Annotated in this window: 29 protein-coding genes; 15 read left to right on the top strand and 14 right to left on the bottom strand. The window is 65.6% G+C overall.

What is annotated here, in order from left to right:
* Window positions 1-3: 3 nt before the first annotated feature.
* From BMX04_RS16955 to recO, 7 genes are all read left to right on the top strand, one after another.
* Window positions 4-1,473 carry an alpha/beta fold hydrolase gene (locus BMX04_RS16955; protein ID WP_074788065.1) on the top strand — a complete coding sequence of 490 codons (1,470 nt, stop codon included), beginning with the start codon at window positions 4-6 and terminating at the stop codon, window positions 1,471-1,473.
* Entirely contained in the window at window positions 1,470-1,880 is a 411-nt protein-coding gene (gene acpS / locus BMX04_RS16950) for a holo-ACP synthase (RefSeq protein ID WP_074788064.1), read from the top strand. Before BMX04_RS16955 ends, acpS begins: the two co-directional genes overlap by 4 nt.
* Before the next feature lie 291 nt (window positions 1,881-2,171).
* A complete protein-coding gene (gene lepB, locus BMX04_RS16945) occupies window positions 2,172-3,002 on the top strand; it encodes a signal peptidase I (protein ID WP_074788063.1) in 831 nt (276 codons plus the stop codon).
* On the top strand, window positions 2,999-3,685 hold the full coding sequence (gene rnc / locus BMX04_RS16940) for a ribonuclease III (RefSeq protein ID WP_074788062.1): 687 nt from the start codon (window positions 2,999-3,001) through the stop codon (window positions 3,683-3,685). The genes lepB and rnc overlap by 4 nt, the downstream gene beginning before the upstream one ends.
* Window positions 3,682-4,587 (top strand): GTPase Era, encoded by a 906-nt coding sequence (gene era / locus BMX04_RS16935; protein WP_074788061.1) that lies wholly within the window; start codon window positions 3,682-3,684, stop codon window positions 4,585-4,587. The genes rnc and era overlap by 4 nt, the downstream gene beginning before the upstream one ends.
* 4 nt (window positions 4,588-4,591) lie before the next feature.
* Window positions 4,592-4,924 carry a DUF1491 family protein gene (locus BMX04_RS16930; RefSeq protein WP_074788060.1) on the top strand — a complete coding sequence of 111 codons (333 nt, stop codon included), beginning with the start codon at window positions 4,592-4,594 and terminating at the stop codon, window positions 4,922-4,924.
* A gap of 9 nt (window positions 4,925-4,933) precedes the next feature.
* Window positions 4,934-5,668 (top strand): DNA repair protein RecO, encoded by a 735-nt coding sequence (gene recO, locus BMX04_RS16925; RefSeq protein ID WP_074788059.1) that lies wholly within the window; start codon window positions 4,934-4,936, stop codon window positions 5,666-5,668.
* A 281-nt stretch (window positions 5,669-5,949) separates the two neighbouring features.
* On the opposite strand, the gene BMX04_RS16920 is transcribed toward recO, so the two are convergent.
* Both BMX04_RS16920 and BMX04_RS16915 read right to left on the bottom strand, forming a co-directional pair.
* Window positions 5,950-6,339, bottom strand: coding sequence for an META domain-containing protein (locus tag BMX04_RS16920; RefSeq protein WP_074788058.1), 390 nt, complete (start codon window positions 6,337-6,339; stop codon window positions 5,950-5,952).
* 4 nt (window positions 6,340-6,343) lie between these two features.
* Window positions 6,344-6,898, bottom strand: coding sequence for a TetR/AcrR family transcriptional regulator (locus tag BMX04_RS16915; RefSeq protein WP_050661740.1), 555 nt, complete (start codon window positions 6,896-6,898; stop codon window positions 6,344-6,346).
* Between the two features lie 148 nt (window positions 6,899-7,046).
* On the opposite strand from BMX04_RS16915, the gene phnC reads away from it, so the two are divergent.
* The 5 genes from phnC to BMX04_RS16890 all read left to right on the top strand — a co-directional run bounded on the left by phnC (window position 7,047) and on the right by BMX04_RS16890 (window position 11,842).
* On the top strand, window positions 7,047-7,871 hold the full coding sequence (gene phnC / locus BMX04_RS16910; protein WP_074788057.1) for a phosphonate ABC transporter ATP-binding protein: 825 nt from the start codon (window positions 7,047-7,049) through the stop codon (window positions 7,869-7,871).
* Window positions 7,872-7,927: 56 nt separating this feature from the next.
* On the top strand, window positions 7,928-8,833 hold the full coding sequence (gene phnD, locus BMX04_RS16905; protein WP_074788056.1) for a phosphonate ABC transporter substrate-binding protein: 906 nt from the start codon (window positions 7,928-7,930) through the stop codon (window positions 8,831-8,833).
* Window positions 8,834-8,905: 72 nt separating this feature from the next.
* On the top strand, window positions 8,906-9,778 hold the full coding sequence (phnE, locus tag BMX04_RS16900) for a phosphonate ABC transporter, permease protein PhnE (RefSeq protein ID WP_074788055.1): 873 nt from the start codon (window positions 8,906-8,908) through the stop codon (window positions 9,776-9,778).
* Between the two features lie 4 nt (window positions 9,779-9,782).
* Entirely contained in the window at window positions 9,783-11,120 is a 1,338-nt protein-coding gene (gene phnE, locus BMX04_RS16895) for a phosphonate ABC transporter, permease protein PhnE (protein ID WP_074788054.1), read from the top strand.
* A gap of 104 nt (window positions 11,121-11,224) precedes the next feature.
* Window positions 11,225-11,842 (top strand): LbetaH domain-containing protein, encoded by a 618-nt coding sequence (locus BMX04_RS16890; protein ID WP_074788053.1) that lies wholly within the window; start codon window positions 11,225-11,227, stop codon window positions 11,840-11,842.
* A gap of 130 nt (window positions 11,843-11,972) precedes the next feature.
* Here the strand turns inward: BMX04_RS16890 and BMX04_RS16885 are convergent, their stop codons facing one another.
* Window positions 11,973-12,746: a sulfite exporter TauE/SafE family protein gene (locus BMX04_RS16885; RefSeq protein WP_074788052.1), complete on the bottom strand. Its 774-nt coding sequence runs from the start codon at window positions 12,744-12,746 to the stop codon at window positions 11,973-11,975.
* Between the two features lie 146 nt (window positions 12,747-12,892).
* Between BMX04_RS16885 and BMX04_RS16880 the strand changes: the two genes are divergently transcribed.
* Window positions 12,893-14,581, top strand: a complete 1,689-nt coding sequence (locus BMX04_RS16880) for an acyl-CoA dehydrogenase family protein (RefSeq protein WP_074788051.1) — start codon at window positions 12,893-12,895, stop codon at window positions 14,579-14,581.
* Between the two features lie 241 nt (window positions 14,582-14,822).
* Here the strand turns inward: BMX04_RS16880 and BMX04_RS16875 are convergent, their stop codons facing one another.
* The 3 genes from BMX04_RS16875 to BMX04_RS16865 all read right to left on the bottom strand — a co-directional run bounded on the left by BMX04_RS16875 (window position 14,823) and on the right by BMX04_RS16865 (window position 17,696).
* The gene (locus tag BMX04_RS16875) at window positions 14,823-15,776 is read right to left on the bottom strand and encodes an SLAC1 anion channel family protein (RefSeq protein ID WP_074788050.1); all 954 of its coding nucleotides are present in this window, start codon (window positions 15,774-15,776) and stop codon (window positions 14,823-14,825) included.
* Window positions 15,777-15,781: 5 nt separating this feature from the next.
* The gene (locus tag BMX04_RS16870) at window positions 15,782-16,480 is read right to left on the bottom strand and encodes a fumarylacetoacetate hydrolase family protein (RefSeq protein WP_074788049.1); all 699 of its coding nucleotides are present in this window, start codon (window positions 16,478-16,480) and stop codon (window positions 15,782-15,784) included.
* A 73-nt stretch (window positions 16,481-16,553) separates the two neighbouring features.
* Entirely contained in the window at window positions 16,554-17,696 is a 1,143-nt protein-coding gene (locus BMX04_RS16865) for an alpha-D-ribose 1-methylphosphonate 5-triphosphate diphosphatase (RefSeq protein ID WP_074788048.1), read from the bottom strand.
* A gap of 50 nt (window positions 17,697-17,746) precedes the next feature.
* Between BMX04_RS16865 and BMX04_RS16860 the strand changes: the two genes are divergently transcribed.
* Complete coding sequence (locus BMX04_RS16860) at window positions 17,747-18,433, top strand: DUF1045 domain-containing protein (protein WP_074788047.1); 687 nt, start codon at window positions 17,747-17,749, stop codon at window positions 18,431-18,433.
* Here BMX04_RS16860 and phnN read toward each other — a convergent pair.
* From phnN to BMX04_RS16840, 4 genes are read right to left on the bottom strand one after another with little or no spacing between them, the layout of a single operon-like run.
* Window positions 18,415-18,963, bottom strand: a complete 549-nt coding sequence (phnN, locus tag BMX04_RS16855; protein WP_074788046.1) for a phosphonate metabolism protein/1,5-bisphosphokinase (PRPP-forming) PhnN — start codon at window positions 18,961-18,963, stop codon at window positions 18,415-18,417. The genes BMX04_RS16860 and phnN overlap by 19 nt on opposite strands.
* Window positions 18,960-19,643, bottom strand: coding sequence for a phosphonate C-P lyase system protein PhnL (phnL, locus tag BMX04_RS16850; protein WP_074788045.1), 684 nt, complete (start codon window positions 19,641-19,643; stop codon window positions 18,960-18,962). The genes phnN and phnL overlap by 4 nt, the downstream gene beginning before the upstream one ends.
* 25 nt (window positions 19,644-19,668) lie before the next feature.
* The gene (gene phnK, locus BMX04_RS16845) at window positions 19,669-20,439 is read right to left on the bottom strand and encodes a phosphonate C-P lyase system protein PhnK (RefSeq protein ID WP_074788044.1); all 771 of its coding nucleotides are present in this window, start codon (window positions 20,437-20,439) and stop codon (window positions 19,669-19,671) included.
* Window positions 20,436-21,305, bottom strand: coding sequence for an alpha-D-ribose 1-methylphosphonate 5-phosphate C-P-lyase PhnJ (locus BMX04_RS16840; RefSeq protein ID WP_074788043.1), 870 nt, complete (start codon window positions 21,303-21,305; stop codon window positions 20,436-20,438). Before BMX04_RS16840 ends, phnK begins: the two co-directional genes overlap by 4 nt.
* An 82-nt stretch (window positions 21,306-21,387) precedes the next feature.
* On the opposite strand from BMX04_RS16840, the gene BMX04_RS16835 reads away from it, so the two are divergent.
* Complete coding sequence (locus BMX04_RS16835) at window positions 21,388-21,576, top strand: hypothetical protein (RefSeq protein WP_074788042.1); 189 nt, start codon at window positions 21,388-21,390, stop codon at window positions 21,574-21,576.
* 2 nt (window positions 21,577-21,578) lie between these two features.
* On the opposite strand, the gene BMX04_RS16830 is transcribed toward BMX04_RS16835, so the two are convergent.
* Genes BMX04_RS16830 through phnG form a run of 4 tightly spaced genes read right to left on the bottom strand, consistent with a single transcriptional unit; the run spans window position 21,579 to window position 24,314 of the window.
* Window positions 21,579-22,181 (bottom strand): HAD family hydrolase, encoded by a 603-nt coding sequence (locus BMX04_RS16830; RefSeq protein WP_074788041.1) that lies wholly within the window; start codon window positions 22,179-22,181, stop codon window positions 21,579-21,581.
* A gap of 31 nt (window positions 22,182-22,212) precedes the next feature.
* Window positions 22,213-23,301, bottom strand: a complete 1,089-nt coding sequence (locus tag BMX04_RS16825; RefSeq protein ID WP_074788040.1) for a carbon-phosphorus lyase complex subunit — start codon at window positions 23,299-23,301, stop codon at window positions 22,213-22,215.
* On the bottom strand, window positions 23,302-23,871 hold the full coding sequence (gene phnH / locus BMX04_RS16820; protein ID WP_074788039.1) for a phosphonate C-P lyase system protein PhnH: 570 nt from the start codon (window positions 23,869-23,871) through the stop codon (window positions 23,302-23,304).
* A complete protein-coding gene (gene phnG / locus BMX04_RS16815) occupies window positions 23,871-24,314 on the bottom strand; it encodes a phosphonate C-P lyase system protein PhnG (protein ID WP_074788038.1) in 444 nt (147 codons plus the stop codon). The genes phnH and phnG overlap by 1 nt, the downstream gene beginning before the upstream one ends.
* Between the last annotated feature and the right edge of the window lie 59 nt (window positions 24,315-24,373).

Genomic DNA, 24,373 nt, shown 5'->3' with positions numbered 1-24,373 from the left:
GGCATGATCCTGCGCGCCATTCCGGCCCTGTTGCTCGCCGCGCTTGCGCTCTGGCAGCTTGAGGCGCCGCGCGCGGGGCTGGAGATCAGCACGCGCGCCGTGGGCGAGACGCCGATCACCCGTATCGCGCAGCCCGGCGCTGACGGCCCGGTGGTCGTGGTCGCGCATGGCTTTGCCGGGTCGCGGCAGATGATGCAGGCCTACGGCCACGATCTGGCGCGGGCGGGCTACCGGGTCTGGGTCTTCGACTTTGAGGGGCACGGGCGGCACCCGGTGCCGATGTCGGGCGATGTGGAGAGCATCGACGGCACCACGCGCCTGTTGATCGAGCAGACCAGCGCGGTGGTGGATGCAGCGCTGGCGGTGGAGGGCTGGCAGGGCGAGGTCGCGCTGCTGGGGCATTCGATGGCCACCGATATCATCATCCGTACTGCAATTGACGATTCCCGGATCGGCTCCGTGGTGGCGATCTCGGCCTTTTCCAAGGCGGTGACGGCGACTGCGCCCGACACTCTGCTGCTCATCACCGGCGCTTGGGAGCCGGGGCTGCGCGGCTTTGCCCGTGACGCCGTGGCGATGGTGGACCCGGAGGCAGGCGAAGGCGAGACCGCACGTGCAGGCGATGTGATCCGCCGCGCGGTCGTGGCCCCGTTGGCCGAGCATGTGGCGGTGCTGCATAGCCGCGCCGGGCGCACCGAGGCGGTGGCGTGGCTCGATGCCGCCTATGGGCGCGCGAGCGATATCGCGGTGCGCGCGACTGGCCCGTGGTTTCTGGCGCTGATGGTCGCCATCGTGGCACTGGCGGCACCGCTCTCGCGCCTTCTGCCCGAGCGCGCGCCGCCGGTGCCGGGGGCGCTTTCACCGGGGCGGTTTGCGCTGGTCGTAGGCCTGCCCGCGCTGCTTGCGCCGCTTCTGGCGGTGCAGGTTGAGGCGCGGCTCTTGCCGGTGCTGGTGGCGGATTACCTCGCGCTGCATCTGGCGATTTACGGCCTTTGCCAACTGGCGCTGTTGTGGTGGCTGGGGCGGCGGCCCGAGGGCCTGCGCCCTGTCGCGGTGCTGGCGCTGCTGGTCTGGGGGCTGGGCGTCTTCGGCTTCGCGCTCGACCGCTATGGCGCGAATTTCTGGCCGACGCCCGAGCGCCTGACCATCATCGCGGCGCTCACCTGCGGCGCGCTGCCCTTCATGCTGGGCGATGCGCTGCTGGCGCGCGGGGCCGCGCTCTGGCAACGTATCACGGCACGGCTGGGCTTTCTGCTGTCGCTCGCTCTCGCCGTGCTGCTCGATACCGAGCGGCTGTTCTTTCTCGCCATGATCGCGCCGGTGATCCTGCTCTTCTTCCTGATCTTCGGGTTGATGGGCCGATGGGTCGCGGCGCGGGCAGGGGCGGCATCGGCGGGCGTGGCACTCGGCCTGATCCTCGCCTGGGCGCTTGGCGTGAGCTTTCCACTTTTTGCACCCGGAGGACTGGGATGATCCTTGGCATCGGCACCGATCTTGCGAATATCGAGCGGATTGCGGGCACGCTGGAGCGCTTCGGCGACCGGTTCCGCAACCGCGTCTTTACCGATATCGAACAGGCCAAGGCCGAGCGTCGCGCCGATGTGGTCGGCACCTATGCCAAAAGATGGGCGGCGAAGGAGGCGTGCTCCAAGGCGCTGGGCACCGGGCTGCGCATGGGGATTGCGTGGAAGGACATGGCCGTGTCGAACTTGCGCACTGGTCAGCCGGTGATGCATGTCACCGGATGGGCGGCAGAGCGGCTGGCCGAGATGACGCCGGAAGGCCATGAGGCGATCATTCATGTGACATTGACCGACGATCACCCCTGGGCGCAGGCCTTTGTGGTGATCGAGGCGCGGCCGAAAGGTGGGGTGGAGTAGGGGGCGTGAATGGCTTTAAGCGGTCGTTGAATGTCCGCCAGAAGTGCCGCGGGACGGCCCGGCGATCGCGCGGCACCTTCGGTGCGTTTCGCGCGGGATGCGGCAACGGCAGCTCCAGGCCCAAACCGCCCCGAGGTTCAACCAATCGGAGGATACGCCTGACTCCCAAGCCGCGTATTGCTCAACCCTGCCTGTCACACACCGGCGATCACCGCCCCTCGCGCCTTGACACTTTGAGCCCCGCCCCGCATGTAGCGCGAGACCCAAATCTGCCCTATCCGGAGAGGCCCGATGGCATCTGACGCCAAAAAAGGAAATTCCATCGTCGAGACGATCAAGACGGTGTTCTGGGCTCTCGTGATCGCGGGGCTGTTTCGCACGCTCTTCTTTCAGCCGTTCTGGATTCCGTCCGGCTCGATGAAGGACACGCTGCTGATCGGCGATTTCCTCTTCGTCAACAAGATGGCCTATGGCTATTCCTACGCCTCCTGCCCGTCAGTGCGGCTCGGGTTCATCAATGTCGATGCCGAGAATATCTGCGGCATTCTGGGGGGCGACAACACCCGTATTCTGGGCGGAGAGCCCGAGCGCGGCGACATCATCGTTTTCCGCCACCCTGTCGATGGGACCGATTTCATCAAGCGGCTGATCGGCCTGCCCGGCGACCGCATCCAGATGCGGGACGGCGTGCTGCATATCAACGGCGAGCCGGTGGAGCTTGAACCCGCCGGTGATTTCACCGAGGAATTCGCGCGACAGGGGCCGATGGGCATCCGCCCGCGCTGTGAAAACGGGGCTGTCGGGGCTGGGGCGGACTGCACCAAATCCCGCCAGATCGAGACCCTGCCGAATGGTCATTCCCATGCGATCCTGAATATCGGGGATCAGCGGTCGGACAACACGGGGGTCTTCACGGTTCCCGAGGGGCATTATTTCTTCATGGGCGACAACCGCGACAATTCCACCGACTCGCGCTTTCCGCAGGCTGTCGGCGGTGTCGGATTCGTGCCCTACGAGAACCTGATCGGGCGGGCCAACCGGGTGATCTTCTCGTCGGCGGGCTCGTCGATGCTGGCCTTCTGGACATGGCGCGGGGATCGGTTCTTCGAGAGGCTGGAGTGAAACTGTCACGCGACATGGCGGAGTTTCAGGCGCGGCTCGGGCATGAATTTGCCGACCCCTCGCTGCTGGTCCGGGCGCTGACCCATTCCTCGATGTCCTCGCCCAATCGCGACGACAATCAGCGGTTGGAATTCCTGGGCGACCGGGTGCTTGGCCTCGTGATGGCCGAGGCGCTTCTGGCGCATGACAGTGCCGCCACCGAAGGCCAGCTTGCCCCCCGCTTCAACGCGCTGGTGCGCAAGGAAGCCTGCGCCGATGTCGCGCGTGAGGTCGACCTTGGCACGGTCCTGAAACTCGGGCGCTCCGAAATGCTCTCGGGCGGGCGGCGCAAGATGGCGCTCTTGGGCGATGCGATGGAGGCGGTGATCGCCGCCGTCTATGTCGATGCGGGGTTCGAGGCGGCGCGCGCCATGGTGCTGCGGCTATGGGGCGGGCGCATCGGCGCGGTCAAGGAAGACGCGCGCGACGCCAAGACCGCGCTGCAGGAATGGGCGCAGGCGCGCGGCCTGCCGCCGCCCGACTATGCCGAGACCGCGCGTTCCGGGCCGGATCACGCGCCGGTCTTTACCATCGAGGCGCGGCTGCAGAGCGGTGAGCATGTCAGCGCCACCGCCGGATCGAAACGGCAGGCGGAACAGGCGGCAGCGCGCGCGCTGCTCGACAGATTGGAGAGCCAGACATGACCACCCGCGCCGGCTTCATCGCCCTGATCGGAGAGCCCAATGCGGGCAAATCCACGCTGCTCAATCGCATGGTGGGCGCCAAGGTGAGCATCGTCACCCACAAGGTGCAGACCACCCGCGCGCGCATTCGCGGCGTGGCGATGGAGGGCAAAAGCCAGCTTGTCTTCGTCGACACGCCCGGCCTTTTCCAGCCGCGCCGCAGGCTGGATCGGGCGATGGTCGCCGCCGCCTGGGGCGGGGCGGCGGATGCCGATATCGTGGTGCTCTTGATCGAGGCACATCGCGGCGTCACCGAAGGGGTGGAGCGTATCCTCGACGGCTTGCAGGATATCGCCAAGGGGCGCAGGATCGCCCTTGCGATCAACAAGATTGACCGGGTGGAGGCCCCCGTTCTGCTGGCGCTGACCAAGAAGATGAACGACCGCTTCACCTTCGAGAGGACCTTTCTGATTTCCGCCGAAAAGGGCCACGGTGTGGACGATCTGCGCCAGTGGCTCGCAGACGAGGTGCCGGAGAGCCCGTGGCTCTACCCTGAGGATCAGATCGCCGATCTGCCGATGCGGATGATCGCCGCCGAGATGACCCGCGAAAAGCTGACGCTGCGGCTGCATCAGGAACTGCCCTATCAGCTGACCGTCGAGACCGAGGCCTGGGAAGAGCGCAAGGATGGCTCGGCCCGCGTTGATCAGATCATCTACGTGCTGCGCGACGGTCACAAGGGCATCGTTCTGGGCAACAAGGGCGAGACGATCAAGGCCGTGTCCAAGGCCGCGCGCGAGGAGATGGAAGAGTTCCTCGGGCGGCGGATACACCTGTTCCTGCAGGTGAAGGTGCGGACTGGCTGGATGGACGAATCCGAGCGCTATTCCGAGATGGGGCTGGATTTCAAGGACGGGAACTAGGGTCGTGGTCCGGCTGACCGCGCGGTTCTGGATCGACGCCTATCTGGCGCGGCTGCGGCTTCAGGACATTCCCGGTTTCGTGGTGGCGCATGGCGATGACACTGGCGGCGCGGTGCTGGTGAAACTCAACACGCTCGATGGCAAGGCGCAGGTGTTTCAACGCTCCTTCGATCTCGCAACAGGCGCGCGCGTCTGGGTGACGCTGGCCGAGAGTGACGAGGCGGAGGTGGATGCCGCCATCGCCCGGCAACGCGGGTTTGATCCGGATATCTGGGTGGTCGAGGTCGAGGACCGGGCCGGGCGGCACCTGCTCGACGCGGACGGGTTGAGCGGGTAGGATCGGGCGATGGAATGGCGTGATCAGGGGATATTGCTGAGCAGCCGCCGCCACGGGGAAACCTCTGCCATCATTGAAGTTTTCACGTCTGAACATGGGCGGCACGCGGGCGTTGTGCGCGGTGGCGCATCGCGCCGGATGGCACCGGTGCTGCAACCTGGCGCGCAGCTCGATGTGGAATGGCGCGCGCGGCTGGAGGATCATCTGGGCACCTTCCGGGTCGAGCCCTTGAAATCGAGGGCCTGGTCGATGGGCGACCGGATGGCGCTGGCTGGGCTGAATGCGGTGTGCGCGCTGTTGCTGTTCGCGCTGCCCGAGCGGGAAGCACATGCCGGCATATATCGCAAGAGTTTGATCCTGCTGGACCTTCTGGAGCAGCCGGAGATCTGGCCGCTCGCCTATCTCAACTGGGAACTGGCGCTGTTGGAGGAGATGGGTTTTGGCCTTGATTTGCGGCGCTGCGCGGTGATGGGGGAAAAAGCCAATGACCTCAGCTATATATCTCCCCGCACCGGGCGCGCGGTGTCGCGCGCGGGGGCGGGCGTCTGGGCCGACCGTCTGTTGCCGCTGCCGCCCTGCCTGCTGGGCGAAGGCCCGGCCCCCGATGCGGAAATAGTGCAGGGATTTCAGGTGACGGGTCATTTCCTGATGCACCATCTTGCACCGCAGATGGGCAACAAGCCCCTGCCGGATGCCCGCGCCCGCTTTGTCGCGCGGTTCGCCGCGCAGGCGGGGGCGGGGTGAGCGTGGGGTTTCGGATCAGAGCGGAACGGAGGGCGGTTATGTTTGGCCTGGAGCGGGCATAGCACCCCGCCAAAAGGTGCCGCGTGATCGCAGGGCCGGGGACTGGCGATGCAACGCTCGTAGCGGGCGCTTTATCCCAGCCAAGTCATTGTAACCTCAACACGTTGCGCAACCCCTCAAATCGCCAGGCCGCGGGACGGCCCGGCGATCGCGCGGCACCTTCGGTGCGTTTCGCGCGGGACGCGGCAAAGGCAGCTCCAGGCCATCAATCACACCCTGCGTTACTCCCCCGCCCGAAACACCATCTCGCGGCCCGCGTCGTTGGTCAGCAGAAGCGTGTCACCCGCCACTTCGGCAAGCGTCATCTCTTCGAGTGCGCGCAGATAGCGGGTTTCAGCCTCCAGATCGGGGCAGGCGCGTTTGGTGGTGATCAGGGCTTCGGCGCGGAACCACGGATAGGGCAGGCTCTGCGCGCCGGAATAGCGGTTGCAGGGGGCCTCGCCCGCAAGCGTGCCTTCCTCGGGGAAACCAAGCGTCGCGCGGGCGGCAAAGGGCGTGCCGTCGATACTTTGCAGCACCCATGTCGCCCCGGCCCCGCCATGGCCCGAGACCGTCTCGTCCTTGCAATAGCCAAGGATGGACATGGCGATGAGCAGGAGGGTGGCGCGCATCGCCTTACCTGAGCGCGAGGATCAGATCGACAAGCGAACCTATGGCGGTGGCCGCCGTGTCGCGGGCGGTGTCCTGCAAGGCCTGCATGCCGGTGGCCGAGGCATAGAGAATGCGCGCCATTTCCGGGTTGCCGATGCCGCAGGCCGCCAGAAGATCGTTCAGCCGGGCCAGGCGGATTTCGTCCACGCCGGCCACCACACCGGCCGCCAAGTCATTGCCCTGCGCCCAGGCGCGAATCGCGGGCTCGGAGCGCAGCGCGGGGCTGTTGCTGGTGGTGCTGTCGGCAATGGTCTGGGCGGTGGCGCGCAGCCGGGCGGTGTCGGTGGCGCCGTCGGCCGTGAGCAGGGCCGTCTCGGCATCGGTTTGCCAGAGCGACAGAAGGGCCGCGTGAAAGCCCGGCACGTCGTCGAAATGCCAGTAGAACGAGCCCTTGGTGGCGCCCACGCGCCGCGCCAGAGGTTCCGCGCCAAGCGTGCCGGGCCCGCCCTCGCACAAGGCGGTGAGGCCGGTCATGAGCCAGTCGTCACGGGTCAGGCGGGGGCGGCGTCGTGCGATCATGCCTATGGGTTTACGCGCGCTGTCGCACTGCCGCAAGGGTTGCGAATGTCACGCCTCGTCAAGCGACCGTCAAAAAACTTTTACCAAACCGTCGCAAACTCTTTGAGTTCGCCGCGTAGGTGGGGCGCAAACCAAGGGGGCATCTTTCGTGCTGAGCATCGACGCGCTGACCAAGACATTCGGCCGCAACACCGCCGTGGACAAGGTAAGTTTCACCGTCGAGAAACCGGCGATGATCGGGATCATCGGGCGGTCCGGGGCGGGCAAATCGACGCTTCTGCGGATGATCAACCGTCTGACCGACGCGTCCTCTGGCCAGATCATGTTCGAGGGGCGCGAGGTCACCGGCCTCAAGGGGGCCGACAAACGCGCCTGGCAATCCGATTGCGCGATGATCTTTCAGCAATTCAACCTCGTGCCGCGAATGGACGTGGTGTCGAACGTGTTGCACGGCACGCTCAACCGCCGCTCGACGCTGGCGACGATGTTCAACCTTTACCCGGATGCGGACATTCACCGCGCCATCGAGATACTCGACCGGCTGGGCATTGCCGATCATGCGCCGAAACGTGCCGAGGCGCTCTCGGGCGGGCAGCAGCAGCGCGTGGCGATTGCCCGCGCCCTGATGCAGGACCCCAAGATCGTGCTGGCGGATGAACCCATTGCCAGCCTCGACCCGATGAACGCGCAGCTGGTGATGGATGACCTGCGCCGCATCCACGAAGAGGACGGGCGCACGGTGATCGCCAACCTGCACACGCTCGATACCGCGCGGCGCTATTGCGACCGGGTGATCGGGATGCTGCATGGCCGGGTGGTGTTTGACGGGACGCCCGAACAACTGACCACCGGCGTGGCGCGCGACATTTACGGGGCCGATGCGAGCTTTTCCGAGGAAAGCACTTCGACCTCCATCGAAACGCTGGATCGTGGGACGGTGCGCGCGCTGCGCGAAGCCGAGGCCGCGGTCTGACGACCCCCTGGCCCGCCGGGGGGTGGCGGGCCGACAACCCAACCGGAGAGAAACCCATGACCAAAATCTTTGCTGCCATCCTGGCCACCACCGCTCTCGTCAGCCCCGCGCTGGCGCAGGACAAGATCGAAGAATTCCGCATCGGCGTGCTGGGCGGCGAGAACGCGCAGGACCGCATGGCCTCGAATGAGTGCTACCGTGCCGCTGCCGAAGAACTGCTCGGCGTGCCGGTCAAGCTGTTCACCCCCGCCGATTACGACGGCGTGATCCAGGGCCTGCTGGGCGGCACGCTCGACATGGCGTGGCTCGGGGCCTCGGCCTATGCCAAGACCTACCTGACCGATCCCGACGCCGTCGAGCCGGTCATGGTCAAGACCAACATGGACAAGTCCTACGGTTATTACTCGGTGGGCTTCGCCCGCAAGGACAGCGGCATCACCTCGCTCGATGACATGCAGGGCAAGAGCTTTGGTTTCGGTGACCCGAACTCCACCTCGGGCTACCTGATCCCCTCGATCGAGATTCCGACGCACAGCGAAGAGATCACCATGGACTCGGGCGAGTACTTCGGTGAGGTCAAGTTCACCGGCGGTCACGAGCAGACCATCGTCGCGGTCGCCAATGGCGACATCGACGCCGGCGTGACCTGGGCCGACGGCATGGGCGCATGGGAAGACGGCTACAACTCCGGCGCGCTGCGGAAGGCCGCCGATGCGGGCCTCGTGGACATGAACCAGATCGTCCAGATCTGGCAGTCCAAGCCGATCCCCGAAGGCCCGATTGTGCTGCGCAAGGAACTGCCCGAGCGCGTCAAGCTGGACATCACCACGCTGACCGCCTCGCTGCCCTATATGGACGCCGATTGCGCCTATAACTTCATGGCCGGTGAGGCGCTTGGCTTCCAGCCGATCAACCACGACGCGTACCTGTCGATCATCGAGGCGCGCAAATCCAAGATGTAAGCCGTCAGGGCTGACATTCGGGCCGGGCCTGCCATGTGCGCAGGCCCGGTCTTATTTGGCGGGGGATGAGGCATGAGCGATCTGACGGCAGGACAGGCAGGCGTGGCGCGGGTGCAGGACGTGCAGGCCGCCTATATGGCGATGACACGGCGCAAGCGGCTCTACGGCAGCGTGATGCTGATCGTGTTCATCGCGCTGATGGTCTCGGGCTTTCAGGTGGCCGACGGGCGCAATGCGGGCGGCTTCTGGGACGGGATCGGCAATATATTCCAGTTTCCCGGCGAGGTGCTGGCCGAGGCGAGCGAAAAGATCGCCAACCTGCCGGGGCTGATGTGGAAATTCCTGCCCTCGCTGATCGAGACGATCAACATCGCGGCGGCCTCGACGCTTCTGGGGGCGATGGGCGCGGTGCTGATCTCGCTTCTGGCGACGCGGGGGCTGGCGAAATGGCCGCGCCTGATCGGGGTGTTTCGCCGGGTGATGGACATTCTGCGCGCGGTGCCCGAGATCGTGATCGCGCTGGTGCTGATCTTCATCCTCGGGGGCGGGCCGGTGCCCGCGATGATCGCCATCGCGATCCATACCGTGGGGGCGCTGGGCAAGCTCTTTTCCGAGGTGAACGAGAACGCGAGCCTCAAGCCGGTCGAGGGGCTCTCGTCGGTGGGGGCCACATGGGGCCAGCGGATGTGGCTGGGGGTGATCCCGCAGGTGGCGCCCAACTATCTCAGCTACGCGCTGCTGCGCTTCGAGATCAATATCCGCGCCTCGGCCATTCTGGGGTTCGTCGGTTCGGGCGGCATCGGCTATGACCTCAAGAACGCGTTCAGCTGGGGGCAGGGCCGCTATGACGAGGTGGCGGCGATCTTCCTGCTGCTGTTCGGCACCATCGTCTTCTTCGATCAGGTATCGAGCCGCTACCGTAACAAGCTGATCGGGGGAGAGTGAGACCATGACAATGGCAAGCGAGGCTGGGTTCGACGCGTCCGGGTTCTTTCGGCGCAAGCGGCTGATGGCCTTTGCCGTCCCGGCGGTGATCCTGGCCTATTTCGTCTATATCTTCTTCGCCTTCGACATTCCGGGGCTGGCGGATCGTGCGCGGATGGACAATGCGCGCATCCTCGTCGCCGACAGCTACAGCTACAAGACGCATGTCACGCGCGACAACCGCACCGGAGATCTGACCATCGCCGTGGAAGGCGAGAACAAGGGCACATGGCCTGAGGGGCGCAGCCCCGACTGGGTGAGCGTCGAGAGCGAGGACACCACGCGCGTGGCGCTGAAACACGGGCACGAGGTGCTGATCGACGGCAACACGCTGCGCTATGACGTGCCGGGCTACGGGCTGATCACGGCCGAGGTGTCGCGTCGCGAGGGCGTGACGCTCGACCTGCCCACTGACACGGTGCCCGACTGGATCAGCGCCAGCAACGCGCGCGTCGACATCACCACCGAGGGCGGGCGCGTGACGCTCACCAAGGCGCGCACCGAGGTGATGCGCTATGCCTTCGGCTGGGAGCTGTTCTGGTTCACCCTCGATAGCCCGTTCTACGGCAAGAGCTTTGGCGAGCTGGCGGGGCTGGTCGTTTCGGGCGACAGCGTCGTCGAGGGCAAGAGCAACATCGCCGCCATCCTCCACGATATCTGGAACAACCGGATGTGGCAGCACAAGGACGTGATGTGGGCGATCTTCGAGACCATCCTGATGGCCTTTCTCGGCACCATGGGCGCGGCCATCGTGGCGCTGCCGCTGGCCTTTGCGGCGGCGCGCAATTTCTCGCCGCTGATGGCCGTGCGGGCGGTGGTGCGGCGGGTGTTCGATTTCGTGCGCGGCGTCGATGCGCTCATATGGACGATCATCCTCGCGCGCGCCTTCGGCCCCGGGCCGATGACCGGCGCGCTGGCGATCCTGCTGACCGATACCGGCACCTTCGGCAAGCTCTTCTCGGAGGCGCTCGAAAACGTCGACAAGCGCGAGATTGAAGGCGTGCAATCGACCGGCGCCAAGCCGCTGCAACGCTACCGCTTCGGCGTCATCCCGCAGATCACCCCGATCCTGCTGAGCCAGCTGCTCTATTATCTCGAATCCAACACCCGCAGCGCCACCATCATCGGCGCTATCACCGGCGGCGGCATCGGGTTGTTGCTGACTCAGGCGATGATCACGCAGAAGGACTGGGAAGAGGTGAGCTATTACATCATTCTCATCCTGATCATGGTGATGGTGATGGACACGGTGTCGGGCTGGCTGCGGCGCAAGCTCATTTTGTCGGATGACGGCGGGCATTGAGGCTGCGGATTTGAGTATTTGAGCCATTAAGAAACCGAGGGTCTTGCGTTTCTTTATGGCAAAAATACTCGCGCCGCAGGCATTCATCTCTTGGGGAGCAAAACATGCCGAGATTGCAATCCGACGGGGCGGTGATCCATCCCGATTGCGAGATCACCGATTGCGAGTTTGGGGCCTATACCGAGGTCGGGCGCGGTAGCCGTCTCGCGCATGTGGCGATGGGGGATTACTCTTATTGCGACCGCGCCTGCGATCTGGCCAATGCCGAGATCGGCCGATTTGCCAATATCGCCAGCTACGTGCGGGTGGGGGCCACGGATCATCCGCTAGACCGGGCTAGCTTGCATCATTTCCAGTATCGCTCGGCGAGCTATTGGGAGGATGCCGAGGACGATGTGCTCTGGTTCGACAAGCGCCGCGCGCGGGTCGCGCGGATCGGCCATGACACCTGGATCGGGCATAACGCGCAGGTGAAACCGGAGGTGACGGTGGGCCACGGCGCGGTGATCGCGGCGGGGGCGGTGGTGACGCGCGATGTGGCCCCTTACATGATCGTGGCGGGCATGCCCGCCAAGCCGCTGCGCGCGCGGCTGGCCCCTGATCTTGCTGAGCGGATGATGGCGCTGGCGTGGTGGGATTGGGATCATGCGCGGTTGCGCGACAGCCTTGCCGATTTCCGCACGCTCACAGCCGAGGCGTTTCTGGAGAAATACGGCGGCTGAACAGCAAAAGGCGGCCACGAGGGCCGCCTTGAAGGTGCTGAAATATCGCGGGGTGAAAGAGCAGCTAGAATATGCACGCTACCTAGCGTGACGATATGACAGCGCGGTGACAGCGGGCGAGTTTCCCGCCTCAGAGCATCAGCACCCCGCGCCGGATCAGGTTGATCCCCGCGATCAGCAGCACCCAGAGCGTGACCTTGCGAAAGGTCTCCTGATCGAACTTGTCCTGCAGCCAGAACCCCAGCCCGATCCCCAGCAGCGCCGGCGGCACCAGCCCGAGCGACAGTGGCAGCGTCTCGGCGCGCAGCACGCCCGAGCCCAGATGCGACACCAGAAGCAGCACCGCGCCGAGCCCGTAGATCACCCCCTGCACGCGCATCTGTTCGCGCTTTTCCGTGCCGCGCGCCATCAGCATCGCCACCGTGGGCGGCCCCCAGATGCCCGACAGCCCGCCAAAAAGCCCCGCCAGCGCGCCCATCCCCGCCTCGCCGCGCGCGCCCCCCTCTGGCGACAGGCGCAGGCCCCGGCCCAGCAGCGTCGAGAGCGCATAGGCGGTGATCAGCGGCCCGATGAACAGAAACATCGCGGCAGGCGGCAGGCGCGGCACGGCTTGCGCGGCCAGCACCATCACCGCCCCGCCTGCCAGCAGGAACACCCGGAACCGCGCCACCGAGGCGAGCGCCGCGCCCACCCCCTGCCGCAGCGCCTGCCACAGGTTGGTGGCGAGCGTCGGCAGGATCAACCCGGCCAGCGCCAGATCGGGGGGCATCATCGTGCTCAGCCCCGCGATCAGCACTGTGGGCATGGCAAAGCCCACCACTCCCTTGACCAGCCCTGCACAAATCGCCACGCCAAAGGCGAGGCTCCAGCCCCAGAGCGGGCCGATATCGAAAAACATCTCCATGTCTGGTGTGGTAGCATGTCGGTAGCGCCGCAGTGCAATAAATCAATACGCAACTTTAGATCAAAAACCTGCGACAATTGGCATAATAGTTGCGCTGCACCTGCATAATAGATAAAAGGCAGCAGATCAGGAAAAGGATGCGATTCATGGCACATGACGGACAGGACATTGCAATGGCCCAGCCGACGATTCTGGATGACCTTCTGGCGCTGACCGGTGCGGCGGTTGCCCCGGTCGAGACCGTGCTGGAGCGTGCGAAAACCTCTGTCGCCGATCTCGTCACCGTCGATGGCCGGGTCTCGGGTGCCGAGATCGAGGCGCATCAGACCGCCGCGCACGGGCTGGCGTGGCTGGCCACCTATGTCGAATCGCTGCGTCAGATGCAGAACTGGGCCACCCGGCTGCACGAGCAGGGCCAGTTCGGCGAGGTCGAGCAGCTGATCCACCAGATCGCGTTCGGCGAATACCTGCATCAGATCGCGGGTGGCATCCAGATGAATCAGGGTGAGATGGTGCGCCTGCAGGATCTGGGCCTTGGCTGGGATGCGCTCAGCGGCTTTCAATGTTCTGAGGTGCAGACCCTGATGGCGCGCGGCAACAGCCAGGCCGCGCGCACCCGGCTGGTGGAGTTGATGCAGGAACGCGCCGCCGAGATCACCGTCGGGCGCTCCGGGCTCGATGATGAGCTGGAGATGATTCGCGAGCAGTTCCGCCGCTTTGCGGTGGAAAAGGTCGAGCCGTTTGCCCATGAGTGGCATCTCAAGGATGAGCTCATTCCGATGGAGATCATCGAGGAATTGGCGGAAATGGGTGTCTTCGGCCTCACCATCCCCGAGGAATTCGGCGGCTTCGGCCTCAGCAAAGCGTCGATGTGTGTGGTCTCCGAGGAACTCAGCCGTGGCTACATCGGGGTGGGCAGCCTCGGCACGCGCTCGGAAATCGCCGCCGAGTTGATCCTTGCCGGCGGCACGCAGGAGCAGAAGGAAAAATGGCTGCCGCGTCTGGCGAGTGCCGAGACGCTGCCGACGGCGGTTTTCACCGAACCCAACACCGGCTCTGATCTTGGTGCATTGCGCACCCGGGCGGTGCGCGATGACAATGGCGACTGGAACGTCACCGGCAACAAGACCTGGATCACTCATGCCGCGCGCACCCATGTGATGACGCTTCTGGCGCGCACGGTGCCCGACACCACCGATCACCGGGGCCTGTCGATGTTCCTCGCCGAGAAAGAGCCGGGCACGGATGAGCATCCCTTCCCGACCCCCGGCATGACCGGCGGCGAGATCGAGGTGCTGGGCTATCGCGGCATGAAGGAATACGAGCTTGGCTTCGACAATTTCCACGTCAAGGGCGAGAACCTGCTGGGCGGCGAAGAGGGCAAGGGCTTCAAGCAGCTGATGGAGACGTTTGAATCGGCTCGCATCCAGACCGCCGCGCGCGCCATCGGCGTCGCGCAATCGGCGCTCGATGTGGCGATGAAATATGCGATTGATCGCAAGCAGTTCGGCAAGCCGCTGATCGCCTTCCCGCGCGTCTCGAGCAAGCTGGCGATGATGGCGGTGGAAATCATGGTGGCGCGTCAGCTGACCTATTTCTCGGCCTGGGAAAAGGACAACGGGCGGCGCTGTGATCTGGAGGCCGGGATGGCCAAGCTGCTTGGTGCGCGCGTCGCCTGGGCGGCGGCGGATAACGGGCTGCAGATCCATGGCGGCAACGGGTTCGCGCTGGAATACACGATCAGCCGCATCCTGTGCGATGCGCGTATCCTCAATATCTTCGAGGGCGCGGCAGAGATTCAGGCGCAGGTGATTGCACGGCGGTTGCTGGGGTAGGTTTGGCCTGGCCTGGAGCGGACCTTCGGTTGAAGCACCTGTGCGAAACGCGGCCGTAAGGCCGCCGCGCATCGCCGTGCCGCCCCCCGGCGCGGCGATTTGGCTGCAACCTGCTCTGCGCTCTGATGTTTTTTGGGCTTGGCTGCCATAAAGCACTGCCAAACTAGCCTAGGATCGCCACACCGCGGCACGACGATGCGCGGCTCATGGCAACGGCAGCTCCAGGCCAGAACCATCCCCATCAATCCGGCTGAAAGATCGCACCCGCCTGTAACGCGCGCGCCGTGCGCCAGATCAGCCCCGCGATGATCACGCAGAGCACCGCCAGTAGCGCCAGACCGATCAGCCGATGCCCCGCCGAGCCAGTCATCTGCGCATGCGCAAGGCTCGCCAGCACCGCCCCGGCCACCGGAAAGCTGAGCGCCCAGAAGGCGAGCGAGAACGGCAATCGCAGCAGTTTCGGCAATTGCACCGCCACGATCAGCGTGAAGAGATAGGCGCAGTTCAGCAGAACCCGCGCGAATTCATCCACCCCGCCGACCAGCGCCACCCAGGCGAGATAGCCCACCGAGGGCGGCGCGATCAGGATCACCAGCGAGGGCTGCAACCGCTCTGGCAACGGATCGTGAAAGATCAGCCGGTTCATCACCAGCACCAGCATCACGATCCAGAAGATCAGCCCGACGCTGGTAAAGAACCAGCTGATTTCGATATAGCCCAGGGGCACGCCCGCAATCGCCACGATCACGTTGCCGACGGCGGGGATGAACCACGCCGGCGACAGGTGGCCGTGCTGGAACGCGCGCGCGCTGATCCAGCCATTCACCACCGCCAGCGTCAGGGCCAGTTGCATCGGCACCGCCACCAGCCACATCGCCCGCGCCAGCCCCGGATAGGGCGCCAGCATGACAATCGACATCAGCACCAGTGCGATCGAAATTGCCGGGAAAAACGCGAGTTTCACGGGATGCTGCCATTCGGCCTGCACGGCAGCCGGATGGCGCAGCAGCTTGGCCAGATAGCCCAGGGCGATCGCGGCAAAGATCCCCATGGTGAACCAATGCGTCACGGCCGAGGCGACATGGCCCAGCCCCAACGCCGCCTCGCCCGCGCGCAGCGCGAGGGTAAACCCGCACAGCCCCATCACCACGGTAAAGAGCGTCACCGGCATGTGTTGCAGACGGCTTTCGGCCATGCCGCTCACTCCGCCGGGCCGATGCTCAGATGCAGCGGGGCAAGGCCGTCGACCTCGCCCAGCAGCACGTTGCCCGGCGCAACCGGCCCGACGCCTGCGGGCGTGCCGGTATAGATCAGATCCCCCGGCTGCAGATGGTAGAACCGCGACAGATGCGCGATGACCTCGGGCACGGACCACACCATGTCCGACAGCCGCGCGTCCTGCGTCACCGTGCCGTCCACCGCCAGCCGGATCGCCTGATCGCCGATCTCGCCAAACGCCGCCTTGGGCGTGATCGGGGCGATGATCGCTGAATGCTCGAAATCCTTGCCCAGATCCCAGGGACGGCGCTTTTCCTTGGCCGCGGCCTGCAGGTCGCGGCGGGTCAGGTCGATGCCGCAGGCATAGCCATAGATCGCCGCCATCGCCTCGATCTCGCTGACCCGGAAGGCAGGCGCGCCGATGGCGACGACGAATTCCATCTCGTGATGGCAGTCGCGCGTTTCCAGCGGATAGGGGATCGTCGCCCCGCTCAGGCAGATATCATGCGCCGACTTGGTGAAGTAGAACGGCGCCTCGCGGTCCACCTCGTTGCCCATCTCGGCAGCATGGGCGGCATAATTGCGCCCGACGCAGAAAATCCGCCGCACCGGAAAGGCCCCGGTCTCGCCCTCGACCGGGACAAGGGGGGCGGCGGGAACGGCGAATAGCGGGTCTGTCATGACGAACTCCGGGGCAAGCGTTTGAAATCGCTCCTGTTATGCGCCCACGCCGCGGTCTTGTCAAAGCACCGGCTCAGCCCGCGCGCAGGCCCCGCGACCAGACCCCGCGCAGGGCGGGCGCGTCGCCGCGCAGCCGAAAACGGATGAGATCAGCGCGCGTGCCCAGTTCCAGCCGCCCGCGATCCATAAGCCCCACGGCGCGCGCGGGGTTCATCGTGACGGTGGCCATACCGCGCGCCATATTGCCCCAGCGATGGCCCAGTTGCACCGCTGCCAGCAAAAGCGCCGAGGGCACGTAATCCGACGACAGGATATCGAGATGTCCAAGATCGGCCAGATCGCTGGCGGCGACATTGCCGGAATGTGACCCACCCCGGATCAGGTTGGGCGCGCCCATGATGACGGAGATGCCGCGCGCATGACAGGCGCGGGCGGCCTCCACCGTGGTCGGAAACTCCGCCAGCCGGATACCATGACCCTTCGACACCGCAACCTGCGCCTCGGTGGTGTCGTCATGGCTCGCCAGCACCGCGCCATAGCGGGCGGCATGGGCCACGGCGGCGGCCTCGTGCCGGTCGCCATGGGTGTCGCGCAGCGCCCTGAGCTGCGCGATATGGGCCTCGAACTCGGCATCGTTCAGCGCGTGCTTGCCCTTCATATAGGCCTCGAGCTTGGTCAGATCGCGAAACTGCCGCTGCCCCGGTGTGTGGTCCATCAGGCTGACGATACCGACGCGGTCCGCAGGCCCGAACTCCTCCATCTCCTCTTCCAGCGTCTCGGAACAGACCTCGGCGCGCAGATGCAGAAAATGGCTGATCTTGAGCGCGTCCTCGGCGCGCAGGCTCAGGAGTTCGTCGGCCAGCCCGCGCGCATATTTCTTGTACCGCCCGACCCCGGTCGGCACCGAGCCGACGCGCATCGCATCGAACACAGTGGTGATGCCCACGCTTGCCAGTTCCGCATCATGCGCGAGGATGGCGGCGTTATGTGGCCAGTCGACCTTGGGGCGGGGCTGGATATGACGCTCCAGGTTGTCGGTATGCAGCTCGATCAGGCCGGGGGCGAGGTAATCACCGGCGCAATCCACCGCCCCCTTGGGCACGCTTGTGCCGGTGTCGATGGCTGCGATCTGCCCGTCCCTGAGATGCAGCGCGCCGGGGCGCACCTCACCCGGCATGACCAACAACGCATTGGCGAGAATGAGGTTTTCTGTCATGTCACTGTCACGCTTTCCTGGCAGGGGGCGTCAAACCGAAGAGTGTGCCCATGCAATTCACCCGCTACGCTGTCTATTACACGCCGCCCGAAGGGGCGTTTTCCGAGTTCGGCGCAGCCTGGCTCGGATGGGATGCGACCCGGGGCACCGCAATCGCGCATCCCGAGGTGGCGGGCCTGCCCGCGCCGGTGGCCGAGATCACCGAAACCCCGCGCAAATACGGGCTGCATGCCACGATGAAACCGCCGTTTCGGCTGGCCGAGGGGCAGGACGAGGCCGCATTGCGAGCGGCTTTCGCGCAGTTCTGCGCGCAGGCGCAACCGGTTCTGCTCGATGGCCTCGCCGTCACCGCGCTTGGCCGGTTTCTCGCGCTGATGCCCGAGGGCGACACAACCGCGCTTGACGCGCTCGCCGCCGAGACCGTGCGCGCGTTCGAGCCGTTTCGCGCCCCGCTCTCGGAGGCGGAATTGGCCCACCGCCGCGCGGGCGGGCTGAGCCCCGATCAAGAGGCGCGGCTCATGGACTGGGGCTATCCGCATGTGATGGAGGGCTTCCGCTTTCACATCACCCTCACCGGCAAGCGGCCGAAATCCGAATTGCCCGTGATGCGCGATATCCTCACGGCGAAATCCATACCGCTCCTGCCGCGCCCCTATCCCATTGATGCACTGTCGCTGATGGGCGAGGATGCCCAAGGCCGGTTTCACCTGATCGCGCGTCACGTCTTCACCCCGTAGACCAGCTTGATCGCCCGCTTGGCGAGCCGCCCGACGGGCGCATCGGTGTCGAGCGTCACCACCGGCCACGCGCCCTCGGCCAGGGCCATCTCCGCGCCCTCCAGCCGTTCCGCGATATCGCCTGCCGCCTCGCGCCCGCGCGTGGCAAGACGCGCGGCCAGCACCTCGGGTGTCGCCGTCAGATGCAGCACGATCAGCCGAGGATAGCGCGCTTGCGCCTGCGCCAGCACACCGCGCGACAGGTTGACCAGCAGATCGCGCCCCGCGCCGAGATCCATGCAGATGCCCACCGGCACACCGTAGCGCAGCCCGTGCGCGCGCCAGTCGAGGGCAAAGCCGCCCTCCTTGCGGCGCGCCTCGAATTCGGCTTCGGTCACCGGCTCATGCCCCTCGCCGCCATCATCGACGGGCCGGGTGATGACCCGGCGCACCCGGCGCAGCCCGGGGCGCTCCGCCACCATCGCGCGCATCAACGTGTCCTTGCCCACGCCCGAGGGGCCCACCACGGCAATGAGACGCCCCTTGGTCATGCCGCCTGCTCCGGGGCAAAGGCACCCACATCGACCTCGCGGTCGCAGACCTGGCCGCGCGCCGCCTCGTCGTGAAAGATGCCGATGATCGCCGCCCCGCGCGCCTTGGCCTCCTCGATGAGGCCCATCACCACCTCGCGATTGGCGGCATCGAGGCTGGCGGTCGGCTCATCCAGCAGCAGCGCGGGAAAGGCGTGGGCAAAGCCGCGCGCGATGTTCACCCGCTGCTGCTCGCCGCCCGAAAACGTTGTGGGGCTGAGCGACCACAGCGCCTCGGGGATGTTGAGCCGCGCCAGCAGCGCCTCGGCCCGCGCGATGGCGTCCGTCCGCGTCACGCCAAGGGTCAGGAGCGGCTCTGCCACCACCTCGCGCGTCGGCACGCGCGGCACGACCCTCAGGAACTGGCTGACATAGCCGAGCGTGTCGCGCCGGAGTTGGATGATCTCGCGCGGCGCGGCTTGGGCGATGTCGGACTCGCCCACCATGATCTGCCCGGCACTGGCGCGGTAATTGCCGTAGATCATCCGCATAAGGGTGGATTTGCCCGCACCCGACGTGCCCGTCAGCGCCACGCACTCACCGCGCGCCACCCGCAGATGCGCGCCCGCCATCACCGGGATCACCGCACCGCCCTGATTGTGCAGGGTAAAGCTTTTGCCCAGACCTTCGATCTCGATCATCGCATCAGTCCCTTTCCTGCCTTGCTCACACCTGCAACACGCTCGACACCAGCAATTGCGTATAGCCATGCTGTGGATCATCAAGCACCTGATCGGTCAGCCCGTCCTCGACCACGCGGCCATCCTTCATCACCATCAGCCGGTCGGCCAGCAGGCGCACCACCGCCAGATCATGCGTCACGATGATTGCCGAGAGGCCCATTTCGCGCACTAATCCGCGCAACAGATCCAGAAGTCGCGCCTGCACGCTCACGTCAAGCCCGCCGGTCGGCTCGTCCATAAACACGAGGCGCGGGCCGGTCACCAGATTGCGGGCGATTTGCAAGCGTTGCTGCATGCCCCCCGAAAACGCCTGCGGCTTGTCGTCCACCCGGTCGGCCGCGATCTCGACCCGGCCCAGCCAATCCACCGCCTGATCGCGGATATCGCCATAATGCCGCGCGCCCACAGCCATCAGCCGTTCGCCCACATTGCCGCCCGCCGAAACCCCCATGCGCAGCCCGTCGCGCGCGTGCTGGTGAACAAAGGCCCAATCGGTGCGCATCAGCATGCGGCGCTCGGGTTCGGACATGGTCAGCGTGTCGCGCGGGCCATCCGCTCGGGTGTCGAAAATCACCTCGCCCCGGTCGGGCGGCAGATGCCCGGCAAGGCACGACAGAAGCGTCGATTTGCCCGAGCCGCTCTCGCCGACGATGCCCATCACCTCGCCGGGGTAGAGGTCAAAGCTCACATCCTCGCAGCCGCGCCGCGCCCCGTAGAATTTTGCGATACCCTGAACCTGCAATAGCGGTGTCATGCGGCACCCTCCTCATAGGGGGCGCCCTGCGCGCCGACATGGCCCGCCGCGCGGCGCGACCGGCAATAATCGGTGTCGGAACAGACGAACATCCGCCCGCCCGCATCATCCACGATCACCTCGTCGAGATAGCTGTCGGAGGCCCCGCACAGATCGCAATCGTGATCGGCCTTGCTCGGCTCGAACGGGTGATCCTCAAAATCGAGACTGACGACCGCCGTATAGGGCGGCAGCGCGTAAATCCGCTGTTCGCGCCCTGCACCAAAGAGCTGGATCGCCGCCATGCCCAGTTTCGGATTGTCGAATTTCGGGATTGGCGAGGGGTCCATCACATAGCGCCCCTCGACCTTGACCGGATAGGCATAGGCGGTGGCAATCGCCCCGTGCTGGCTGATGTCCTCGTAGAGTTTCACATGCATGAGGCCGTATTCCTCAAGGCTGTGCATCTTGCGGGTCTCCACCTCCGACGGCTCCAGAAAGCGCAGCGGTTCGGGGATCGGCACCTGGTAGACAAGGATCTGATCCTCGCTCAGCGCCTCCTCGGGGATGCGGTGACGGGTCTGGATCAGACTCGCCCGCGCGGTTTCCTCGGTGGTGGCGACTTGGGCGGTCTTCTCGAAAAACTTGCGGATCGAGACCGCGTTGGTGGTGTCATCCGCCCCTTGGTCGATCACCTTGAACGTGTCATCCGGGGTCAGGCAGGCGGCAGAGACCTGCACGCCGCCGGTGCCCCAGCCATAGGGCATCGGCATTTCACGGCTGGCAAACGGCACCTGATAGCCGGGGATCGCCAGCCCCTTGAGAATGGCGCGGCGGATCATCCGCTTGGTCTGCTCGTCGAGATAGGCAAAGTTGTAGTCAGACATGCCATGTCCTTTCTTGCGCGCGCTGCCGCCAAGGAAATGCCCGATTCGTGATGCACCCTGTCGGCGCAAAAGGAGAGCCGGCATGTTCGACAACTGGATCATCATTGCCCTTGGCGGGCTCTTCGCCCTTCTTCTGGGGCGCTCCGAGATCATCGTGCTCTGGCCCGAGAGCGAAGCTGCCAAGTTCTGCGAAAACCAGCTTGGCATCATGGATACAATCGGCGACAGCGACGGGGACGGCTGCGATGGCGGGGATGGCGGCGGTGACTGACATCACAAAAAACCCCGCTCGCGCAGATCGACGCGCAGCCGCTCCGCCCCGGTAAAATGATGCGCCTGCCAGCCTGCATTCCGCGCGCCCGCCACATTGGCGGCGCTGTCGTCGGTAAAATAACACTGGTCCGGGGCGACGCCCGCGCGCTCACACAGAAGATCAAAGATTTCCCGGTCAGGTTTGACCATACGCTCGTGGGCAGAGACGACGATCCCCTCGAAAACATCGGTCAGGTCGGGATGCAGGCGCAGCGCCTCGGGCCAGGTATCGGCGGAAAAATTGGTGAGCGCCCAGAGGCGATGATCGCGCGCTCTGAGTGCGGCGATGATCGCCCATGTGCCTTCGATCCGTTCACGGATGGTCAGGCCTAAGCGGTCGAAATAGCCGTCCATGAGATCGGTATGGTCCGGCCAGTGGGCTGCGATGGCCGCCACCGCCTCGGCACGGGTCCGGCCCCGGTCCTGCTCAAAGTTCCAGTCGTAGAAGCCGACCTTATCCAGCATCGCGTCGATCTCGGCATCGCTGTCAAAGGTATGGCGAAAGGCCGCTTTCGGGTCCCACCGCAAGAGTACATTGCCGATATCGAACACGATCAGGGTCATCTCATACCCCGTTTCATCTTGCCAGAAATACTCATTCCGCCGCCTCCCGCCGGGCGCTGCCCTCGGCCTCGCGACGCAGTTTGCGCACCAGTTCCAACTCGCTTTGGAAATCGACGTAATGCGGCAGCTTGATATGCTCCAGAAACCCCGTCGCCTGGATGTTGTCGGCATGCATCAGCACAAATTCCTCGTCCTGCGCGGGCGCGCCCTGATCTTCTTCGCCCAGTTCCTTCCAGCGTAGCGCGCGATCGACCAGCGCCATGGCGATGGCCTTGCGCTCGGTCTGGCCAAAGACCAAACCGTAGCCCCGGGTGAATTGCGGCGGCTCGGTTTTCGAGCCTTTGAACTGGTTGACGGTCTCGCATTCGGTCAGCGTGATTTCGCCCAACTCGATGGCAAAGCCCAGTTCGGGGATGTCCATCTCCACACCCACCCCGCCGATCCGCAACTCGCCGACAAAGGCGTGGTTGCGGGCATAGCCGCGCTGCGTCGAATAGGCGAGCGACAGGATGAACCCCTCGTCCCCCCGCGTCAGCGCCTGCAGGCGCAGGGCGCGGTCGGCGGGCAATTCCATCGGCTCGCGGGTCAGGTCAGGCGGGGTCGCGTCATTCGGCACTTCGTCCTCGATCAGCCCCTCGCGGTTCAGGTAGCCCATGATATGCGGCGTCGGGCCGGGCTGCGGCGGGGCCTCGGGGGCGTCGGCCACCTCGCCCTCGGCGGCCAGTTTGAAATCCAGCAGGCGATGCGTGTAATCGAACGTCGGCCCCAGCACCTGCCCCCCCGGCGCGTCCTTGAACGTGGCCGAGATGCGCCGGTCGCAGCGCATTTCAGAGGTCCCCACCGGGTGCGAGGCGCCAAAGCGGGGCAGCGTCGTGCGATAGGCGCGAATGAGGAAAATCGCCTCGATCAGATCACCGCGCGCCTGTTTGATCGCCAGCGCGGCAAGGTCGGGGTCGTAGAGCGAACCCTCGGCCATGACGCGGTTGACGGCGAGGCTCAACTGCTCGCGGATCTGCGCGACGTCCAGTTCTGCCACGGCGGCATCGCCGCGCCGCTCCTCGGCGAGCCAGGCATGGGCGTTGTCGATGGCGCGTTCGCCGCCTTTGACCGCAACATACATCTATTGGCCCTCCACGCGGGTGCTGCGTGGCAGGGCCGCGAGACGGTCGCCACAAGCGAAGAGAAAATCGAGCCCCAGTGGAAACTGCCGCGCATTGGCCTGAAACGCAGCCACCTCGGGCAGCGAGAGCGCCGCCATGTCTTTGATCCCCGGCCCGGTCAGCCGCGCACCGGACGCATCCAACCGGTCCATCTCAATGATCAGCGTGGCCGAACGGTCGGGATATTCGGACGTGCCCACCGGATAGGCGTCAAGCGGTGCGAGCGCCTCCCAGCTGCCTATCGCGAACATCGCCTCGGACCGCGCCACCAAGGGCGCGCCGGTGTGAAAGGTGATCCAGTCGCGCACCCCCGCGCAATCGGCATCACCCGCCAGATGCAGCGGCGTTTCCGGATCGCAGAGCGTGAGCAGGACCGTGCCCGCCGCGACCGACAGCGGGGCGGGTGGCGTGGCCCCAGTTGCCGCCTCAATCGTGCCGGGCCGGGCCATCACGCGCATCACCGCGCGAAAGGCATGGGCCGCATCGACCGGGGGGGCCGCAAATCCGCCGCTCAGGGTGTCCGCCTGCATCAATCCTCTCCCCGCATCATGGTGAAGAAATCCACCTTTGTGGCGGCGGCGCGGGCGGCACGGGTAGTGCGGCGGGCGTCCTCGGCCTCTTGCAAGGGCGACAGCACCGCCGCGCGCAAAGTCTCGGCCTCACCCCCCTGCATCAGCGCATCGATCAGCGCGGCCTGCGTCGCATGGGTCTTGCCGCGCCCCTGCACATAGCCGTGCCCCACTGTGCCATCCGCCAGCCGCACCGCGCAGCGCGTCACCGTCATCTCGCCCAGATTGAACGGCGCGCCGGTGTTCCCGGCGCGACCACGCACCATCACGCCACCCACCTCGGGCGGGCGCAGATGGGCGTAATCGGGGGCAAGCCCGGCCTCGGACCACAGCCTATTCAGCTCCCCGGCGGGCGCACGCGCCAGCAGGCCCATCCATGCCTTGCGCTCTGAAGTTTTGGTCATGCAGACACCTTGCGGATTTGTCGAGATAACTATACAACTAGACAAATATCTACCTGAAC

The sequence above is a fragment of the Roseovarius tolerans genome (assembly GCF_900109855.1).
Lineage (GTDB): Bacteria > Pseudomonadota > Alphaproteobacteria > Rhodobacterales > Rhodobacteraceae > Roseovarius > Roseovarius tolerans.
The sequence above is the reverse complement of the archived record's forward strand: the minus strand, read 5'-3'. Positions and strand labels throughout refer to the sequence as shown.

Coding starts and splice junctions, on each gene's coding strand:
- phnG (WP_074788038.1), bottom strand. CDS start 24,314: ATGACCAAAACTTCAGAGCGCAAGGCATGGATGGGCCTGCTGGCGCGT.
- phnE (WP_074788055.1), top strand. CDS start 8,906: ATGAGCGATCTGACGGCAGGACAGGCAGGCGTGGCGCGGGTGCAGGAC.
- BMX04_RS16880 (WP_074788051.1), top strand. CDS start 12,893: ATGGCACATGACGGACAGGACATTGCAATGGCCCAGCCGACGATTCTG.
- phnE (WP_074788054.1), top strand. CDS start 9,783: ATGACAATGGCAAGCGAGGCTGGGTTCGACGCGTCCGGGTTCTTTCGG.
- BMX04_RS16860 (WP_074788047.1), top strand. CDS start 17,747: ATGCAATTCACCCGCTACGCTGTCTATTACACGCCGCCCGAAGGGGCG.
- BMX04_RS16955 (WP_074788065.1), top strand. CDS start 4: ATGATCCTGCGCGCCATTCCGGCCCTGTTGCTCGCCGCGCTTGCGCTC.
- BMX04_RS16835 (WP_074788042.1), top strand. CDS start 21,388: ATGTTCGACAACTGGATCATCATTGCCCTTGGCGGGCTCTTCGCCCTT.
- phnL (WP_074788045.1), bottom strand. CDS start 19,643: ATGATCGAGATCGAAGGTCTGGGCAAAAGCTTTACCCTGCACAATCAG.
- BMX04_RS16875 (WP_074788050.1), bottom strand. CDS start 15,776: ATGGCCGAAAGCCGTCTGCAACACATGCCGGTGACGCTCTTTACCGTG.
- BMX04_RS16825 (WP_074788040.1), bottom strand. CDS start 23,301: ATGTATGTTGCGGTCAAAGGCGGCGAACGCGCCATCGACAACGCCCAT.
- era (WP_074788061.1), top strand. CDS start 3,682: ATGACCACCCGCGCCGGCTTCATCGCCCTGATCGGAGAGCCCAATGCG.
- recO (WP_074788059.1), top strand. CDS start 4,934: ATGGAATGGCGTGATCAGGGGATATTGCTGAGCAGCCGCCGCCACGGG.
- phnD (WP_074788056.1), top strand. CDS start 7,928: ATGACCAAAATCTTTGCTGCCATCCTGGCCACCACCGCTCTCGTCAGC.
- BMX04_RS16890 (WP_074788053.1), top strand. CDS start 11,225: ATGCCGAGATTGCAATCCGACGGGGCGGTGATCCATCCCGATTGCGAG.
- phnH (WP_074788039.1), bottom strand. CDS start 23,871: ATGCAGGCGGACACCCTGAGCGGCGGATTTGCGGCCCCCCCGGTCGAT.
- BMX04_RS16885 (WP_074788052.1), bottom strand. CDS start 12,746: ATGGAGATGTTTTTCGATATCGGCCCGCTCTGGGGCTGGAGCCTCGCC.
- BMX04_RS16920 (WP_074788058.1), bottom strand. CDS start 6,339: ATGCGCGCCACCCTCCTGCTCATCGCCATGTCCATCCTTGGCTATTGC.
- BMX04_RS16870 (WP_074788049.1), bottom strand. CDS start 16,480: ATGACAGACCCGCTATTCGCCGTTCCCGCCGCCCCCCTTGTCCCGGTC.
- BMX04_RS16840 (WP_074788043.1), bottom strand. CDS start 21,305: ATGTCTGACTACAACTTTGCCTATCTCGACGAGCAGACCAAGCGGATG.
- lepB (WP_074788063.1), top strand. CDS start 2,172: ATGGCATCTGACGCCAAAAAAGGAAATTCCATCGTCGAGACGATCAAG.
- acpS (WP_074788064.1), top strand. CDS start 1,470: ATGATCCTTGGCATCGGCACCGATCTTGCGAATATCGAGCGGATTGCG.
- phnK (WP_074788044.1), bottom strand. CDS start 20,439: ATGACACCGCTATTGCAGGTTCAGGGTATCGCAAAATTCTACGGGGCG.
- BMX04_RS16915 (WP_050661740.1), bottom strand. CDS start 6,898: ATGATCGCACGACGCCGCCCCCGCCTGACCCGTGACGACTGGCTCATG.
- phnN (WP_074788046.1), bottom strand. CDS start 18,963: ATGACCAAGGGGCGTCTCATTGCCGTGGTGGGCCCCTCGGGCGTGGGC.
- BMX04_RS16830 (WP_074788041.1), bottom strand. CDS start 22,181: ATGACCCTGATCGTGTTCGATATCGGCAATGTACTCTTGCGGTGGGAC.
- BMX04_RS16865 (WP_074788048.1), bottom strand. CDS start 17,696: ATGACAGAAAACCTCATTCTCGCCAATGCGTTGTTGGTCATGCCGGGT.